The sequence below is a fragment of the Candidatus Poriferisodalis sp. genome, from assembly GCF_965262965.1.
GTDB lineage: Bacteria > Actinomycetota > Acidimicrobiia > Acidimicrobiales > Poriferisodalaceae > Poriferisodalis.
On sequence record NZ_OZ253573.1, the window covers coordinates 160,697 to 176,777 of the forward strand.

The window sequence follows — 16,081 nt, forward strand, 5'->3', positions numbered from 1 at the left end:
GCCGTTCGATGGCTGACTTGGTGCTGCCGCAGCTTGGCGAGACGGTCACCGAGGGCACGATCACCCGCTGGTTCAAGGGCGTGGGCGATGCCATCACAGTCGACGAGCTGCTGTACGAGGTCTCCACCGACAAGGTGGACAGCGAGGTGCCCTCGCCGATGGCAGGGGTGATTACAGAGATTCTGGTGCCCGAGGGCGAAACGATCGACGTGGGCACGGTGCTCGCGATCGTCGAGGTGTCGCACGACGCGCCGGTGCCCGACGCGGTCGGGGCCGCACCCGCACCGGCGGCAACCGAACAACAAGCGCCGCCGCCAGCCGCTGTACCCGCTGTTACACCCCCCGAGCTTGCGTCCGACGACCTCGCGGACGACCGCCACGGACGACTGCTGTCACCGGTCGTGCGACGACTGGTACGTGAGCACAATCTGGATGCGGCCACACTCGTCGGAACGGGCGTCGGCGGGCGCATCACCCGGGCCGACGTTCTCGATGCCATCGACGAACTCGGCCGTACGGGTCTGCGGGACGGCCCATCTGCACCCGTTTCGTCGCCTGCCGCGGACGCACCGACGCCGACGCGGCCAGTGGTGCCTGCCCCCGTTGCCGCTGCGTCAGCAGCCGAATGGACCGACGGCGACTCGCGTTTCGAGCCCTTCAACAACATCCGCAGACGGACCGGCGAGCACATGGTGCGGTCGGTGTCGATCTCGCCGCATGCGCTCACGGTCATGGAGGTCGACTACGAGAACGTCGAGCAGGTGCGACGGGCCCATCGTGATCCATGGCGGGCGGCCGAGGGCTACAGCCTGACCTACCTGCCGTTCATCGTGGCCTCGGTGGTCGACGCGTTGGGGCACTGGCCACGCCTGAATGCATCGGTGTCCGACGGCGGGCTGCGGATACACCGCCGCCGCAATGTCGGCGTCGCGGTCGACTTGGACTACGACGGCCTGATCGTCCCCGTGCTGCGAGACGCCGACTCGCTCAGCGTGCGCGGCATCGCCCGCTCCATGAACGAACTGGCCCAGCGTGCCCGCGAGCGCCGACTCGGACCTGACGACATCTCAGGTGGCACGTTCACAATCTCGAACAACGGCTCGTTCGGCACCTACACCACGGCTGCGATCATCAACCAGCCCCAGGTCGCAGTGCTGTCCACCGACGGCGTGGCGCGGCGGCCGGTCGTGGTGAGCGACCGCTTCGGCAACGAGGGCATCGTGGTGCACTCGGTCGGGCACCTCGCGATGGGGTGGGACCACCGGGCCTTCGACGGCAGCTACGCAGCGGGCTTTTTGGGTCACATCAAGCGAATGCTGGAAGACCACGACTGGGGTGCCGAGCTGTGAGGCGCGCCCCGGCTGCGCCGACCGGCGTTGCGAAACGAGGGCGATAGATGCTGCGAGTCCGCTGGCTCGGGCGGGTTCGCTACCGCGAAGCGCTGGACCTGCAGCGCCGGCTCTTCAGCCACGGCACCCACGACCATCTCCTGCTGCTCGAACACGATCACGTCTTCACCGCCGGACCGAATGCGGACCAGTCCAACCTGCTGGTCGATCCGGTCGAGGTCGGCGCTGACTACGAGCGCATCGAGCGAGGCGGCGACGTCACCTATCACGGACCCGGCCAACTCACCGGCTACCCGATCCTGACACTGCGCGGGCGCCGCGGCGGCGGTCTGGCCGAGACGGCTGCCTACGTCAACGATCTCGAGCAGGTGCTCATCGACGCGCTGGCCGCCATCGGGCTGGCGGGCTGCGGTCGGTTGCGCGGCTATCCGGGCGTGTGGGTCGACCTCGACGGCACACCGCGCAAGATCGCGGCGATCGGAGTGCGCCTCCGCCGCGGCCGCACCATGCACGGCTTTGCCCTCAACGTCGAGCCTGATCTCGAGTGGTTCGAGCGGATCATTCCCTGCGGCATCCGTGATTTCGCACCCACCTCGCTGCGCGCTGAGGGGAACAGCGCCACGATGCGCCGCGTCGTCGACGCTGTTACTGGCGCCGCAGCGAAGAAATGGGGCGAGTGCGGATACGAGCGGGCCGACGTGGCCTGGCGACATCGGCCGAGCGATCTCAGCGCGTTCAGCCGCGGTCTGGGTCCTGGCAGCGTGCCGATGCCAGCCCCTCGCAGCCGGGCGCGGCTGGCCGAAGTCGGTGTATACGGCGGCATCGGCCTCGCCGAGCGCAAGCCGCCGTGGCTGCGAGCTCGTATGGACGCGAACGCGGGCTACCTGCGGCTGCGCAAGGTGATGCGAGAGCACGACCTCGTGACGGTCTGCGAGGAGGCGGGCTGTCCGAACATCTTCGAGTGCTGGGGTGCAGGCACCGCAACGTTCATGATCAACGGCGAGCGATGCACCCGGGCCTGCGGGTTCTGCCTGGTGGACACACGCCGTCCGATCGCGGTTGACATCGACGAGCCGCGCCGCGTCGCCGACGCGGTCGCACAGATGGGCTTGACCCACGCAGTGGTGACAGCGGTCGCTCGCGACGACCTCGCCGACGGCGGCGCGGCAGCGTTCGCAAGGACCATTACGGCCATCAAACTGCGTTCGCCTTCGACTGGGGTCGAAGTGCTGGTACCAGACTTCAGCGGCGACCCTGCATCGCTTCAGGTTGTCCTCGATGCGGGCCCCGACATCCTCAACCACAACATCGAGACGGTGCCGCGGCTCCAGCGCGCTGTCCGACCGTCGGCTGGGTACGCCCGCAGCCTCGCCGTGCTGGCGCGCAGCGCCGCCGCGGGTCACACCACCAAGTCCGGCATCATCGTCGGCATGGGCGAGCACGACCACGAGGTGGACGGCACGCTGGCCGACCTTGCCGCGATCGGTGTGCAGATCGTGACGATCGGCCAGTATCTGCGCCCGACGAGCCACCACATTCCAGTCGCTCGCTGGGTCGCTCCGGAGGCCTTCGACCGTTGGCGCGACGTCGGTGAGTCGTTGGGCATTGCCCACGTGGAATCGAGCCCTCTGACACGTTCGAGCTACCACGCCGGCGAGTCCGCGTCGGCCGTGCAGCTCGGACCAAGCCGACATCACGTGCCGGCGTAGAGCACCCGTCTCAAACACCCCGAAACGTTCCGCGTAGCGAACCCTGGACTTACCTATGCTGCCGACAGGTTTCGAACTCGACTTGCTTGGTGAGGACGTGTGGCGGCAGTTATCGATGATCTGCTCGCGGCCGGACCGCTGACGCGTGCCGAGCAGCGCCGCACCGCGCAGGCCGAGGGGCTGAACGATGAGAGTCGCGCAGAGCTTGGGCAGTACTTCACGCCCGCTCCGATAGCGAGACTGCTGGCCGACATGTTCGAACCGCCGGAGGGACGCGTACGCGTTCTGGACCCTGGTGCCGGTGTCGGGTCACTCTCGGCTGCGCTAGTTGAACGAGCGGCCAGCGAGGGCTGGCAGTGCTCGCTGGACGTGACGGCCGTGGAAGTTGATGATCACCTGGTGGAAGGTCTCGAAACGACCCTCAGTGACTGCTGCGATGTAATGCCTTCAGTTCAGGGTCGTGTCGAGCATTCGGATTTCTTGACATGGGCTGCGGCCCAAGCAGCGCCAGAGATGTTCCAGCGAGAACGTCTGCCGTTCGATCTCGTCATCATGAACCCGCCATACGGCAAGCTGCGCACAGCTTCGGCGACTCATGAGCGGCTTCGGCGTCTTGGTGTTCGCACGAGCAACCTGTATTCGGCCTTTGTCTGGCTCGCTAGCCGCTTGCTCGTTCCCGGTGGCCAGCTGGTCGCGATCACCCCGCGGAGTTTCTGCAACGGGTCGTACTTCAAGCCATTCCGGCAGGCCCTGCTGGATGCCTGTGCGCTACGGGACATCCACGTCTTCGAATCCCGCGACACCGCATTTCGCGACGGCGCGGTGCTTCAAGAGAACATCATCTTCAGGATCGTTCGGTCCGCTCAGCGCCCCCCGGTGCAGATCGCCGTCAGTTCGGGTTCGGGCCTTGACGAACCCCGCCGGCATGAAGTCAGCGCCGACTCCGTCGTCCATCCGAAGGATCCACGGCTCTTTATTCGCATACCCGAGGACCGCGCGAGCGTCGTGCTGGCGGAGCACCTAGGAGGCCTCCCGCAGACGCTGGCAGGATTGGGTGTCACCGCCTCGACAGGCCGAGTGGTGGACTTTCGGTCGCGCGAGCACCTGCGTGAAGACTGCGACGACGACGCGATCCCGTTGATCTACCCCGGACACTTGCGGCGAGGCAGGATCAACTGGCCGGGTGAATCCAGCTCCAAGCCGTGCGCGATTGCGGTGTTGCCAACAACCAAAGGCATGTTCCTGCCTTCGGGTGAGTACGTGCTGGTCAAACGTTTCTCATCGAAAGAGGAACGCCGACGGGTAGTCGCGGCCGTGCTGGAATCCTTGGATCTGCCGAGCGATGTCGTCGCCATGGAGAATCACGTCAACGTGCTGCACGTCTCGAACCGAGGCATGGAACGCGATCTCGCATGGGGATTGGCGGCCTACCTCAACTCGACGATTGTCGACCTGTTCTTCCGGCAGTTCAACGGGCACACTCAAGTGAACGCTGCCGACTTGGAGTCGCTTCGGTATCCGGACGTTCAATCCCTCCTGGCCTTGGGTGCCGAGGCACGCTCAGCTAATTTCGAGCAGGCAGCCACGGACTTGCTGGTGGAACGCCACGTCCCGGCTCTCGAAGGTGTCCGGTGAACCACCAGATCACCCGGCGCATCTCCGAGGCGCAGTGGATTCTCACGGAACTCGGATTCCCTCCTGCGCAGAGCAACGAGCGCTGTGCACTTGCCTTCCTCGCGCTTTTTGACGTGCAGCCCGACATGCCGTGGGCGGCGGCGAACACCCCGCTGCGGGGCATCACCGAGATGATGAAGTTCATGCGCGTCCACTACGGCAAGGACTATGCGCCCAATACCCGCGAGACGGTTCGACGGCAGACAATTCACCAGTTCTGCGCAGCCGGTTTGGCTACAAAGAACCCCGACGATCCCGACCGCCCCACCAACAGCGGCAAGACGGCCTACCGGGTCAACGGCATTGCCTGGACGTTGGCCAAGGCGCACGGCACCGACGCTTGGTCAGAACGACTGGCCACCTATCTCGAGCGGGTAGGGACGCTCGCCGACCAGCTTGAGCGCCAGCGCCGACTGCGTCGCATCCCAGTGCGTTTGCCTGACGGCACTTCGGTGGATCTGTCGCCGGGAGGCCAGAACCCCCCCATTAAGGAGATCATCCAAGGGTTCTGTCCAAGATTCACTCCCGGAGGAGCCGTTTGGTACATCGACGATGCCGATGAGAAGTTCGCGGTCTACGACGAAAACGCATTCGTGCGTGCTCGTATCAGTGTTCCCCATCACGGCAAGATGCCCGATGTCATCGTCGAGCATGTGGACGAGTCGTGGCTTGTCGTTGTCGAGGCCGTGACATCTCACGGACCCATCGATCCGAAGCGCCGAGCCGAGATGGACCAGCTCTTGCAATCTCCGCGTCTCGAACTCGTCTTCGTCACAGCGTTCTCAGATCGCGCAACCTTTCGTCAGTACGTCGCAGACATCGCATGGGAAACCGAAGTCTGGATTGCCGAATCGCCTGACCACCTCATTCACTTCGACGGATCCAAGTTCTTGGGTCCGTACGACTGAGATTGGCCCGTAGTGGGTGAGGGTGCGCCCGTGGATGTGGCCACGGTGTTGTGCCAATGGGCAACCGGGGGATTGGCCTACTTATGGGTGACAACCCGGCGACGCGAAGTCGGGCTCGGATACGGCTGGTTGCTGCGCTCGCTGTACGGGGCGATAGCGGTCCTCGCAGCCGTCACCGGCTTCGTGTTCCAGCCGACGGCGGTGCGCGACCTCGCCTGCATTGCCATGGCGCTCTGCGCGGGTGCTTCGCTCGTGCGCTCCGCACTTCCCACCGACAGACGCCACCGAGCCACACACGACGCCGACGGGACGACCCGCACGATCGCGGGCTTCGATCCGCGCTGGGATATCGCAGCGCCGCTTGCGGGCTTGGTGGGTGTGGTGGCAGCAGGGCTCGGTGCGAGCGGCGACATCGCGCCTGCGCTCCACCTCGGGCGTGTTGTGGTCGGTGCCGCGTTCTTGGGTGCCGTAAGTGATTCGATGCTGCTGGGTCACTGGTACCTCGTGCAGCCCGGACTGCGCCGGGAACCGCTGCGGGAATTGGTACGGCATCTCGGCGGGATCTGGCCCGTCGAGGTGGGGCTGCTGTTGTTGCCCACGGGCATGATCGCTGTGTTCACCGGCAGCATCGACGATGGCTATGGCGGACTGCTGGGCTGGTTCTGGGCCGCGTGCGCCATCACGACGGTGGCGCTCGCGGCCGTTGCCATGGCCGCGCTGCGAGAACGCCAATACGCAGCCGTAATGGCTGCTACCGGGCTGCTCTACCTGGCCATCCTCACCGGTTTTGGCACCGACCTCGTCGCCCGCCTCACCCTCGCCGGCTAAGAGGATGCGCGGATAGGTGACCATCCACCAGTCGTCGTGTTGGTCCGGCTGTGATGCCGGGTGCGATTTCAACCGACGACGTGGTGGAGGTGCTGTGTCATCATGCGCGCTTTGAGCAAGGCAGTGGTGGATGTCATCTGGGCGGTGATCTGCCTGTTGGTGCCCAGGGTGCCTGATCGGCATCCGTTGGGCTGTCATCGGCCTCGGATCTGTGATCGGCTGTGCCTGCGGGGGATCATCATCCGGCTGGTGACGGGCTGCTCGTGGCAGACCGTGGAGATGATCCTCGACGGGGCTGTGTCGGACACCACGCTGCGCGCCCGGCGCGACGAATGGGTCCAAGCAGGAATGTTCGACCAGATCGCGGACGAGGCGATCGCCGCGTGGGACCGCATCATGGGCCTGCGGTTGGGCGATGTGTGCATCGACGGGTCCACCCACAAAGCCCCCTGCGGCGGCTCTGGCACCGGCAAAAGCCCTGTTGACCGGCGCAAGCTGGGCTGGAAATGGTCCCTGGGCACCGACGCGGCGGGCGTACCCGTCGCGTGGACCGCACACGGCGCGAACCGCAACGACATCATGCTGTTCGAGCCCACCCTCGCCGAGGTCGCCCGCCGGGGCTTGCACCACGACATCGACACCGTCCACCTCGACCGCGGCTACATCGGAACCCGCGTCGACCGGGCCGCCGGCGTGCTGGGCATCACCGACATCGAGCGCCCGCCCAAACGCCGTCCCACACCGGGCTCGCACACCGAGCCCGCACACGCCCCGCTGGGGCTGCGCTGGACCGTCGAGCGAACCAACTCGTGGCTGTCGAACTTCGGGCAGCTACGACGAAACACCGACCGGCGAACCGAGCACCGCCTCGCCCAGCGCATGGGCGGCCTGTGAACACCGTGCACAAACAGATCCAGCGGTCCGGCAAGCGAGGCGAAGTGCTGGCCGGCACAGTGAACGGCGGGACTCACATTCCGGCCGTCCTGCTCGATGAGGCACTTGAGTTCCGTGCACACTGGCAGCCGGTGATCTCTGTCCTGCAAGACGCTGGGATGACCGGCTGGGACATCGTGGTTCAACGTGTCGCGCCACGCCGAGGTCTTCAACAGCACAGGGGTCGGCGACAGCCGATTCAGCCCACTTCCCGCCACCGACGGCCAGCCGATCCCCCACGTCTATCTGGCACAGAACCACGTAGGTGCGCTGCTGGAGAGCGCCTTGCACGATGTCTGGGGGTGCAACTGCAACCATTCGGCGCACAGATCTGCGTGGTCGATGCCTGCGCCGTGTCACATGCCTGACAGGCCTTCGCGTCATAGACCTACGCGACGACCAACTCGACCACTACGGGATCGGGCGTGAGCAGCTCATTGCCGGTCCCCCACAGCACTGTGGGTGCGCACGCAGATGGGCGCAGCAGCGGACTCGGGCATCGATCGGCGGGCAACCGGCCGCCGGATTCATCTGGCACTCACGACAAGTTGAAGTCGCCGCTGACCGCGCACGTGAGCCGATGCGGATACTGCTGGCCATCGTCGAACAAGCTGGGCATACGGCAATCATCTACGACAGCGACGGACGAGGCCACGACTGGTTCAACACAGACATCGTTCACGCAGACCTCAGCGTCGGCAACGGCTTGGCCTTCGTGACCGAACTTGCCGTGGCGTTGGGTCTGCATGTCGAAGACTGAGCTGCCCTCAAAGCAACATTTCGCGCATCGGCTCACGTGGGGACAACGACAGTTCCACGCCGCCCAGCAGCTCGAACCGTGTCCGAGCTGAAGCCGCGAGATTCGACGGTGCCGCATCGGCCTCAGAGCGAATCGTGATGCTGGCGTACGCTCCCTGACAAGACTTCAAGCCGGGAAACCCGGTCCAGGCCGGCGTGGCGTCGGTGCGCAGCGCACTGGGGTGTTCCTGTGCGGCTGTGACGGCGGTTTATTGGGTGCTGTTGGTGAGTGTGCGTGCTTGGTGTCCGACTTTTTGGGCGGTTTGCCAGCGGTTCGGGCCGGCGATGCGGGTGATGTTGTGGCGGTCGGCGATTTTGGCGGCGGGTACTGCTGTTGGGCCGCCGATGACGTAGCCGCCGTGTGCTGCTGCGGCCAGCCGTGTCGCTTGGCTGTGGGGCATGGCCGCTTCGCGTGCGCCGGCCAGTATCACGCAGTCGGTGCCGATGATGCGTGCGAGGGTGACTGCTGAGTAGATGTCGGATTGTGCCATGGCATCCGAAGCCACCACGATGGGCGTGTCGCCGGAGCAGTCCGATGCCACCCATGGGTGTGCGCCGGCCAGGTGCAGCCCGGGCGCGCCGACGTCCGCGGGCAGGGGCGCGGGTTGGGCAGCGGGTGTCTCCGCGGGAGTGCCTGGGGCCGGCCGGGTTGCTTGGTCGGCGATTTTTTGGGCGGTCGTCCATCGGTTGCCGCCCCAGATTCGTGACATGTCGCGGTCGGCGAGCTTGGCGGGGGGCACCGCTGCTTCGCCGCCGACGACGTAGCCGCCGTGTGCTGCTGCGGCGAGCCGCGTCGCTTGGCTTTGGGGCATGGACGCTTCGCGGGCGCCGGCGAGCACCACACAGTCCGTGCCGATGATCCCCGCCAGGGTCACCGCCGAATAGATGTCGGACTGCGCGTCGGCGTCGGAGGCCACGATGATCGGCACGTCGCCGGAGCAGTCCGATGCCACCCACGGGTGTGCGCCGGCGAGGTGCAGCCCGGGCGCGTCGGCGTCCGCGGGCACAGCGAAGAAGGCGACACGGTAGGTCTTGGTGCGGCTGGCGTCGGCGGAGGTCACCGTGACGGTGATCGCCGCGAGGCCGCCGAGCGCGACCTGGTGGCCGTCGGCGGCGTCGGCGTCGCCGGGCTTGATCTCGACATCGGCGCGGCGCTGTGTCGCTTCGGCGGTCACGACGGTCTCGGTCGCGCCCTGCCCGGCGACGGCGACATAGCCGGTGCGGTCGCGGTCGAACCCGCCGAAGTCGACGCCGCTGAGCCAGAGCGCGGCGAGGCGCGCGTCGATGGCGTCGGGCATGTTGTAGGTGTAGACGCGGCGGTCCCTGTCGTCGACGACGTACATGACGTCGCCGTCGGACCAGATCCCGCTAGGACTGCTGTTGCCGGCGCCGGAAAGCTCCCCGAACTCCTCGTGGGGGACACGCTCGAGCGGCCGCGGCTCGCCGCTGTCGGCCTGCGCGGCGCTGACCGCGCCCGGCTGCGCGGGCACGACGGGCAGCCGGTATGCGAACAGACGCTCGGCGCCATGGTCGGAGACCCAGACGGTGACGCCGTCGGACCACAGGTCGCGGGGATCGCTGTTGGCGCGGTCGAGCAGGTGGTGCGCGAGCAGCTGCCCGCTCGACAGGTCGTAGGCGAAAAGCGCCCGCGCGCGGTCGAGCACCCACAAGGTCCCGCCGTCGGACCAGATGCCGCGCACATCGCCGTTGGCCTGATCCAACGCGATCTCGCGCTCGGCGAGGCGGTCGCCGCTGTCGAGGTCATAGACAAAGACACGGTCCCGGCCGCTGTCGGACACCCAGGCAATCCCCGTCTGGGACCACAAGCCGCGAGGGGCGCGGTTCGCGTCGTCGAGCACGAACTCGCTCCCCTCGACCCGCTCGCCCATGGCCAGGCCATAGGCGTACACCTCGTTGTCCGCGCCGGAGCCGTCGTCGACGATCCACAAAGTGACCCCGTCGGACCACGAACCCGTCGGCTCGTCATGGCCCCCGTCGAGGCCCTCGATGTCGTGGCTCACCGTCCACTCATAGTCCACAGTGCTCGGGCCGGGCCCGCCGCCGCCGACATAGACGTCGGGCGGGAAATACGGCACGCCCCCGGCAGGCGCCCTGCCGGCGGGCGCGCTGTTGGCGGGCGCGCTGTTGGCGGGCGCGCTGTTGGCGGGCGCGCTGGTGCGGCCCGAGCCCGACGGCGACCAACCGCTGGGCGTGTCCCCGTTGAGAGCCCGCACCTGCACCTCATAGCCGGTGCCGGCGCTCAGCCCCGTGATCGTCGCCGACACCGACGTGCCCGAATGCGACCACGACCTGAACACACCGGCGGAGCCCACCCGGTACTGCACGCCGTAGCCGACCAGCGCGGGGCCCCCGTCGCGGCCCGGCGCACCCCAGGCCACCTCCACGCTCGTCGTCGAACCCGACGTCGCCGACACCACCGGCGCCGCCGGTGTCGCCGGCTGCTCAGCCACGTCAGTCAAGTTGATAGTGACCGGCACCGTGTCGCTGGCCGTGCCGTCGGAAGCCTTGATCGTCACCGAATAACTCGTCTTGGTCTCAAAGTCATAGACCACGCCCGACCTGGTCTTGATACGCCGGGTCGCCGCATCGAAGCTGAACGAGGCGGAGTCGGCGCCCTCCATCGAATAAGTCAGCGTGTCGCCGCTGTCGGCGTCGGTCGCCGCGGGAACCGCTAGGCCCACATTCGTGTTCGCGGCGGTGTTCTCCGCGAGGCTGCGCGTCAACGAAGCAGCCGCGAACACCGGCGCACTGTTGGTCGGCGAGTTGGTGCGGCCCGTGCCCGACGGCGACCAACCGCTGGGCGTCTCCCCGTTGAGGGCCCGTATCTGCACCTGATAGCCGGTGTCGGCGGTCAGCCCGGTGATCGTCGCAGACACCGACGTACCCGAATGCGACCAGGCCCTGAACACACCGCTGGAACCAGCCCGATACTGGACGTCGTAGCCGACCAGCGCGGGGCCCCCGTTGCGGTCCGGCGCGGTCCAGGCCACGTCCACACTCGTCGTCGAACCCGACGTAGCCGACACCGACGGCGCAGCCGGTGTCGCGGGCTGCTCGGCCACATCAGTCAAGGTGATCGTGACCGTCACCGTGTCGCTGGCGGTGCCGTCGGAAGCCTTGATCGTCACCGAATAGCTCGTCTTGGTCTCAAAGTCATAGACCACGCCCGACCTGGTCTTGATACGCCGGGTCGCCGCATCGAAGCTGAACGAGGCGGAGTCGGCGCCCTCCATCGAATACGTCAACGTGTCGCCGCTGTCGGCGTCGGTCGCCGCGGGAACCGCCGCCCCCACATTCGTGTTAGCGGCGGTGTTCTCCGCCACACTGCGCGTCAACGAAGCAGCCGCGAACACCGGCGCACTGTTGGCAGGCGTGTTGGTGCGGCCCGTGCCCGACGGCGACCATGCACTGGGCGTCTCCCCGTTGAGAGCCCGTACCTGCACTTGATAGCTGGTATTCGCGGTCAGCCCGGTGATCGTCGCCGACACCGACGTACCCGAATGCGACCACGACCTGAACACACCGCTCGAACCAGCCCGATACTGCACGCTGTAGCCGGTCAGCGCGGGGCCTCCGTTGCGGTCCGGCGCACCCCAGGCCACGTCCACACTCGTCGTCGAACCCGACGTAGCCGACACCGACGGCGCCGCCGGTCTCGCCGGCTGCTCAGCCACATCAGTCAAGGTGATAGTGACCGTCACCGTGTCGCTGGCGGTGCCGTCGGAAGCCTTGATCGTCACCGAGAAGATGGTCGTGTTGCTCTCGAAGTCATAAGACACACCCGACCTGGTCTTGATCTGCCGCGTCGCCGCATCGAAAGTGAACGAGACGCTGTCCCCGCCCTCCATCGAATACGTCAACGTGTCACCGTCCGCGTCGGTCGCCGCGGGAACCACCGCCCCCACATTCGTGTTCGCGGCGGTGTTCTCCGCAACACTGCGCGTCAACGAAGCAGCCGCGAACACCGGCGCACTGTTTGCAGGCGAGTTGGTGCGGCCCGTACCCGACGGCGACCATGCACTGGGCGTCTCCCCGTTGAGAGCCCGTACCTGCACCTCATAGCTGGTGTTGGCGCTCAGCCCGGTGATCGTCGCCGACACCGACGTCCCCGAATGCGGCCACGACCTGAACACACCGCTCGAACCAGCCCGATACTGGACGCTGTAGCCGCTCAGAGCGGGTCCTCCGTTGCGGTCCGGCGCGGTCCAGGCCACGTCCAGGCTCGTCGTCGAACCCGACGTAGCCGACACCGACGGCGCAGCCGGTGTCGCGGGCTGCTCAGCCACATCAGTCAAGGTGATAGTGACCGTCACCGTGTCGCTGGCGGTGCCGTCGGAAGCCTTGATCGTCACCGAATAACTGGCCTTGGTCTCAAAGTCATAGGACACACCCGACTTGGTCTTGATACGCCGCGTCGCCGCATCGAAAGTGAACGAGACGCTGTCTGTGCCCACCATCGAATACGTCAACGTGTCACCGTCCGCGTCGGTCGCCACAGGAACCGGCGGCCCCACATGCGCGTTCGCCGCGGTGTTCTCCAGAATACGGCGCCCATACGCGACTACGCCGAACCTCGGCGCCCTGTTGGCAGGCGCGGTCGTGGTCGTCGTGGTCGTCGTCGTGGTCGTGGTGGCGGTCGCGTAACCCTTGACCTCCATCACCAGCGCCTGGTCGGACGAAGTCCAAGAAGCGTCCTCGTTAAACCTGTATTGCCGTGTATTGGCGATGGTCCAGCCCGCCAGACCCGTCTCAGAATTGCTGTTCGTACGACTGAACGTTCCTCGGTTGCTGGATACGGTGACGCCGTCGTTGACGTACACCCAGTAGGCCGTCGACGCCGAAAGGGTGGTGTTCGCCGGCGCCGTGAAAGTATTAAACGCATCCTTGGTGAGGGTGGCCGGGTTCGTGAGCACAGCGACCACATCGCCTGGCTGGTTGCTGGCGTTGTTCTCCCGGATCTTGACCGCCGGCGCCAAATTCCTGTTTTGATCTGCGCTCAGATGAACACGGACCTCAGACAGCGTGTACCCGCCGGTGGTGCTCCCCGTCGTGAAGCTCTGCGCCTGGAAAGTGGCGCTGCGGCCGTCAATAGAACTCGCAGCGTTCGACACCAGCGTCACCGCCGTCGGCGTCTGCGCCTGGGACAGGGGCGTGGCCACAGCCAGCGCCGTGACCAGCAGCACGAACACAGCCAGCGCACGCATCGGCCGACGCAGCCGGACGTGGCCGTCGCGGACGGCCGAAGTCACCGCGACAGCGGCGGCTTCGAGCCGTCCCGCAGCCCGATCGGCTCGCTCCCGGCGAGATCGGGGGGGGGGGGGGGGGGGGGGGAGTCTCACGCCGTCGAGCCGGTCTGCCTTCGGCTCATAGAGGACGTATGAGACGAGTCGTTCACCGCTTGGCTCACCGCAACACCTTCAGTCAAAGACCTGTGCATCAATGACGGACGTTACCGCGGCCGACCACCTCTGGACTACGAGGGCGACGACGGACCCGTCGACGCGCTCGATGACCAAGCCGGCCTCTTGGCCGTCGTGTGTCCGCCAATGAGCTGTCGTCTCGCCCTGCGAGAACGGCAGAACATCGACGATGTGAATGCGGCCGGTCAGTGCCTGCGCCGCAGTCGGCAAGGCGTCGAATCTCGTCGATCCCGTGATCACGAACCGCCCTGGCGCAAGGTTCCGATTCAGCTCGGCCTTGATGGCATCGAGAACCACGGGTGCTTTCTGGAATTCGTCGATGCATACGGGCGCGGGCCCCGAGACGAAGGTCGCGGGGTCGCACGACACTGCATCGCGTACCGCTGGTTGGTCAAGGTCGATCACTCGAACGCCGTGACGACGAGCGGCTCCGGTTCCGGCTCCGAGGAGCCGTACGACTCGTGGGGCAGCCCCTACGGCGCTCCTGGTCCCAAGCCGCGCGAGGGTGCCTGGGACCCTGTCCGGGACTGGCAGTTCATGGGCCACAACGTGAAGCGGTTCATGAAGATCTGGGAGTGCCCCAAGCCGGTGCTCGGGCAGATCCATGGTTGGGCGATCGGCGGGGCCACCGACATGATCCTGTGCTGTGACCTGCTGTTCATGGCCTCGGACGCATATATCGGCTATGCCCCCTCACGCATCTACGGCACGCCCACCACGATGATGTGGGTGTATCGGCTAGGCCTCGAGCACGCCAAGCAGTTCTTGCTGTCGGGCGACGCCATCGACGCCGAGACCGCCCACCGCATCGGGCTCGTCGCCTACGTCTACCCGCCTGAAGAGCTCGGCGACCGTGTCGAGGCATTTGCACGCAAGCTCGCGCATATCCCAGCGAATCAGCTGGCGCTCAACAAGCTGCTCGTCAACCAGGCGTTCGAGAACATGGGCCTTCGCACCAGCCAGCTGCTGGGCACGTTGTTGGCCCTTCGTCGTTTTGCGGGTTGAGGGTGGGTTGAGGGTCCGTTTGTAGGGGTCGAGGCCCTGGGGGGATCGGTGTTTACAGGCGCCGTACCTTGGAGGGCGTCGATGAGGCGTGATGTTGTGTCGGTGCGGCTGTGGCTGCCGCGCGTCAGAGTGCTGGGGGTGGTCGTCGACGCGCCTGAGCGGCTGGTGGCCGACGCGCGGGCGATGACGGTCAACGCCGCAGCTCGCCGCCACGCGCTGAGCTGGAGGCTGGCCAACGCGCTGGTGGTGGCCTGGGCAGGCCTGGTCGCCGGCCGCCGCCGTCGCCAGAGGTGCCGGGTGCTGGTGGTGGACGGGGACCTCGATCCGCGAACGGCACCGGTACGTGACGGTGCTGGCGAACCGCGACGCCGGCGAGGTGCTCGCCATGGCGCCCCACCGCAGCGCCCAGGCGCTGTCGGGGGTTTTGGCTGCTCAGGGGCACAAATGGTGCCGTGGCGTGAAGGTCGTGGTGTGCGACGGCTCGGCGGCGTACAAGGCAGCCATCGAAGTGCGCCTCGGCCACGCCCGCCATGTGCTGGACAGGTTCCACGTGATCAGATGGTTCGCCGCCGGGCCTCTCAGCAGTGCGCCGCGACGTGCAGCGCCGCCCCGAGGGCTCCGAGCCGGCGTTCGACCCCGAAGTGTTCGGGGCGCGGTTCTTGCTGATGCGCCGGCCCGACAAGCTCGACGCCGCCGAGCGCAAAGGCGCCCTCGAAGCACTCGACCGGTTCGCGGACATCTACCGCACCGCGCAGATCCCCGAGTTCAGCGACACCGTCGACACCTTCCTCGCCTGGCACCACCAGATCCTCGACTGGCACCAAACGGGACGGCGCCCCAACGGCCGCATCGACCGAACCAACAACCTGCTCCAAGTCCTGCGCCGCAAAGCCCACGGCATCACCAACTACACCAACTTCGAAGCCCGCGGACTCCTCCTGACACGAACCCCGCCGAGCCCAGCAGCCCCAATCCCACAAATTCGCGAAGGCTCGAGTTTCTGACAGTCCCGATGGAGTTCGCCGTCGCTCGGTGACTCGCTCGATGCGCAGCGCCCTGACCGACTTGGACCTCAACCACCTCTACGTCGTCCATGCGGGCACCCACCGGTTCGCCCTCGACGTGCACATCACGGCCGTCAGCGCCGTCGAACTGCTCACCTACGACGATCCGCTCCGCGAGCCATAGCCACTCGGTAACAAGCACATCGACCCCCGAGCGCCGCATCGTGTGTCATAGCTGTCACCAATAGTGCTTCGGTATCTGTGACCCAACATGGAAGCCGGCATCCTCAACGCCCACCGTGTGCATGCCGCTCGACAGAGCTTGCTCGACAGCGGGGCATTCACTGTCAAGCAACTCGCCCAGCGCATGGGCGGCCTGTGAACACCGTGCACAAACAGATCCAGCGGGCCGGCAAGCGAGGCGAAGTGCTG

The 16,081-nt window shown here is 66.6% G+C and carries 13 protein-coding genes and 1 pseudogene; 11 read left to right on the forward strand and 3 right to left on the reverse strand.

What is annotated here, in order from left to right:
* Positions 1 to 8: 8 nt before the first annotated feature.
* The 6 genes from ACQY5K_RS00900 to ACQY5K_RS00925 all read left to right on the forward strand — a co-directional run bounded on the left by ACQY5K_RS00900 (position 9) and on the right by ACQY5K_RS00925 (position 7,362).
* On the forward strand, positions 9 to 1,349 hold the full coding sequence (locus ACQY5K_RS00900) for a dihydrolipoamide acetyltransferase family protein (protein WP_428119221.1): 1,341 nt from the start codon (positions 9 to 11) through the stop codon (positions 1,347 to 1,349).
* Between the two features lie 47 nt (positions 1,350 to 1,396).
* Complete coding sequence (gene lipA, locus ACQY5K_RS00905; RefSeq protein ID WP_428119223.1) at positions 1,397 to 3,058, forward strand: lipoyl synthase; 1,662 nt, start codon at positions 1,397 to 1,399, stop codon at positions 3,056 to 3,058.
* Between the two features lie 99 nt (positions 3,059 to 3,157).
* Positions 3,158 to 4,693, forward strand: a complete 1,536-nt coding sequence (locus ACQY5K_RS00910; protein ID WP_428119225.1) for an Eco57I restriction-modification methylase domain-containing protein — start codon at positions 3,158 to 3,160, stop codon at positions 4,691 to 4,693.
* A complete protein-coding gene (locus tag ACQY5K_RS00915) occupies positions 4,690 to 5,640 on the forward strand; it encodes a BsuBI/PstI family type II restriction endonuclease (protein WP_428119227.1) in 951 nt (316 codons plus the stop codon). Before ACQY5K_RS00910 ends, ACQY5K_RS00915 begins: the two co-directional genes overlap by 4 nt.
* A 30-nt stretch (positions 5,641 to 5,670) precedes the next feature.
* A complete protein-coding gene (locus tag ACQY5K_RS00920; protein WP_428119229.1) occupies positions 5,671 to 6,468 on the forward strand; it encodes a hypothetical protein in 798 nt (265 codons plus the stop codon).
* Between the two features lie 111 nt (positions 6,469 to 6,579).
* On the forward strand, positions 6,580 to 7,362 hold the full coding sequence (locus ACQY5K_RS00925) for an IS5 family transposase (protein WP_428119230.1): 783 nt from the start codon (positions 6,580 to 6,582) through the stop codon (positions 7,360 to 7,362).
* A gap of 427 nt (positions 7,363 to 7,789) precedes the next feature.
* Here the strand turns inward: ACQY5K_RS00925 and ACQY5K_RS00930 are convergent, their stop codons facing one another.
* Positions 7,790 to 7,939: a hypothetical protein gene (locus ACQY5K_RS00930; RefSeq protein WP_428119232.1), complete on the reverse strand. Its 150-nt coding sequence runs from the start codon at positions 7,937 to 7,939 to the stop codon at positions 7,790 to 7,792.
* Between the two features lie 42 nt (positions 7,940 to 7,981).
* Here ACQY5K_RS00930 and ACQY5K_RS00935 point away from each other — a divergent pair, with 42 nt between their 5' ends.
* The gene (locus ACQY5K_RS00935) at positions 7,982 to 8,161 is read left to right on the forward strand and encodes a hypothetical protein (RefSeq protein WP_428119234.1); all 180 of its coding nucleotides are present in this window, start codon (positions 7,982 to 7,984) and stop codon (positions 8,159 to 8,161) included.
* 247 nt (positions 8,162 to 8,408) lie between these two features.
* On the opposite strand, the gene ACQY5K_RS00940 is transcribed toward ACQY5K_RS00935, so the two are convergent.
* Positions 8,409 to 13,469, reverse strand: a complete 5,061-nt coding sequence (locus tag ACQY5K_RS00940; protein ID WP_428119236.1) for a fibronectin type III domain-containing protein — start codon at positions 13,467 to 13,469, stop codon at positions 8,409 to 8,411.
* 168 nt (positions 13,470 to 13,637) lie between these two features.
* Positions 13,638 to 14,045, reverse strand: coding sequence for an AAA family ATPase (locus ACQY5K_RS00945; protein ID WP_428119238.1), 408 nt, complete (start codon positions 14,043 to 14,045; stop codon positions 13,638 to 13,640).
* Positions 14,046 to 14,054: 9 nt separating this feature from the next.
* Between ACQY5K_RS00945 and ACQY5K_RS00950 the strand changes: the two genes are divergently transcribed.
* The 4 genes and pseudogenes from ACQY5K_RS00950 (at position 14,055) to ACQY5K_RS00965 (ending at position 15,833) form a co-directional block, all read left to right on the forward strand.
* Entirely contained in the window at positions 14,055 to 14,645 is a 591-nt protein-coding gene (locus ACQY5K_RS00950; protein WP_428119240.1) for an enoyl-CoA hydratase-related protein, read from the forward strand.
* Positions 14,646 to 14,967: 322 nt separating this feature from the next.
* Positions 14,968 to 15,201, forward strand: a pseudogene (locus tag ACQY5K_RS00955) (transposase); the annotation flags it as partial.
* 28 nt (positions 15,202 to 15,229) lie between these two features.
* Entirely contained in the window at positions 15,230 to 15,649 is a 420-nt protein-coding gene (locus ACQY5K_RS00960; RefSeq protein ID WP_428119242.1) for a transposase, read from the forward strand.
* 40 nt (positions 15,650 to 15,689) lie between these two features.
* A complete protein-coding gene (locus ACQY5K_RS00965) occupies positions 15,690 to 15,833 on the forward strand; it encodes a hypothetical protein (RefSeq protein ID WP_428119244.1) in 144 nt (47 codons plus the stop codon).
* Positions 15,834 to 16,081 lie beyond the last annotated feature (248 nt).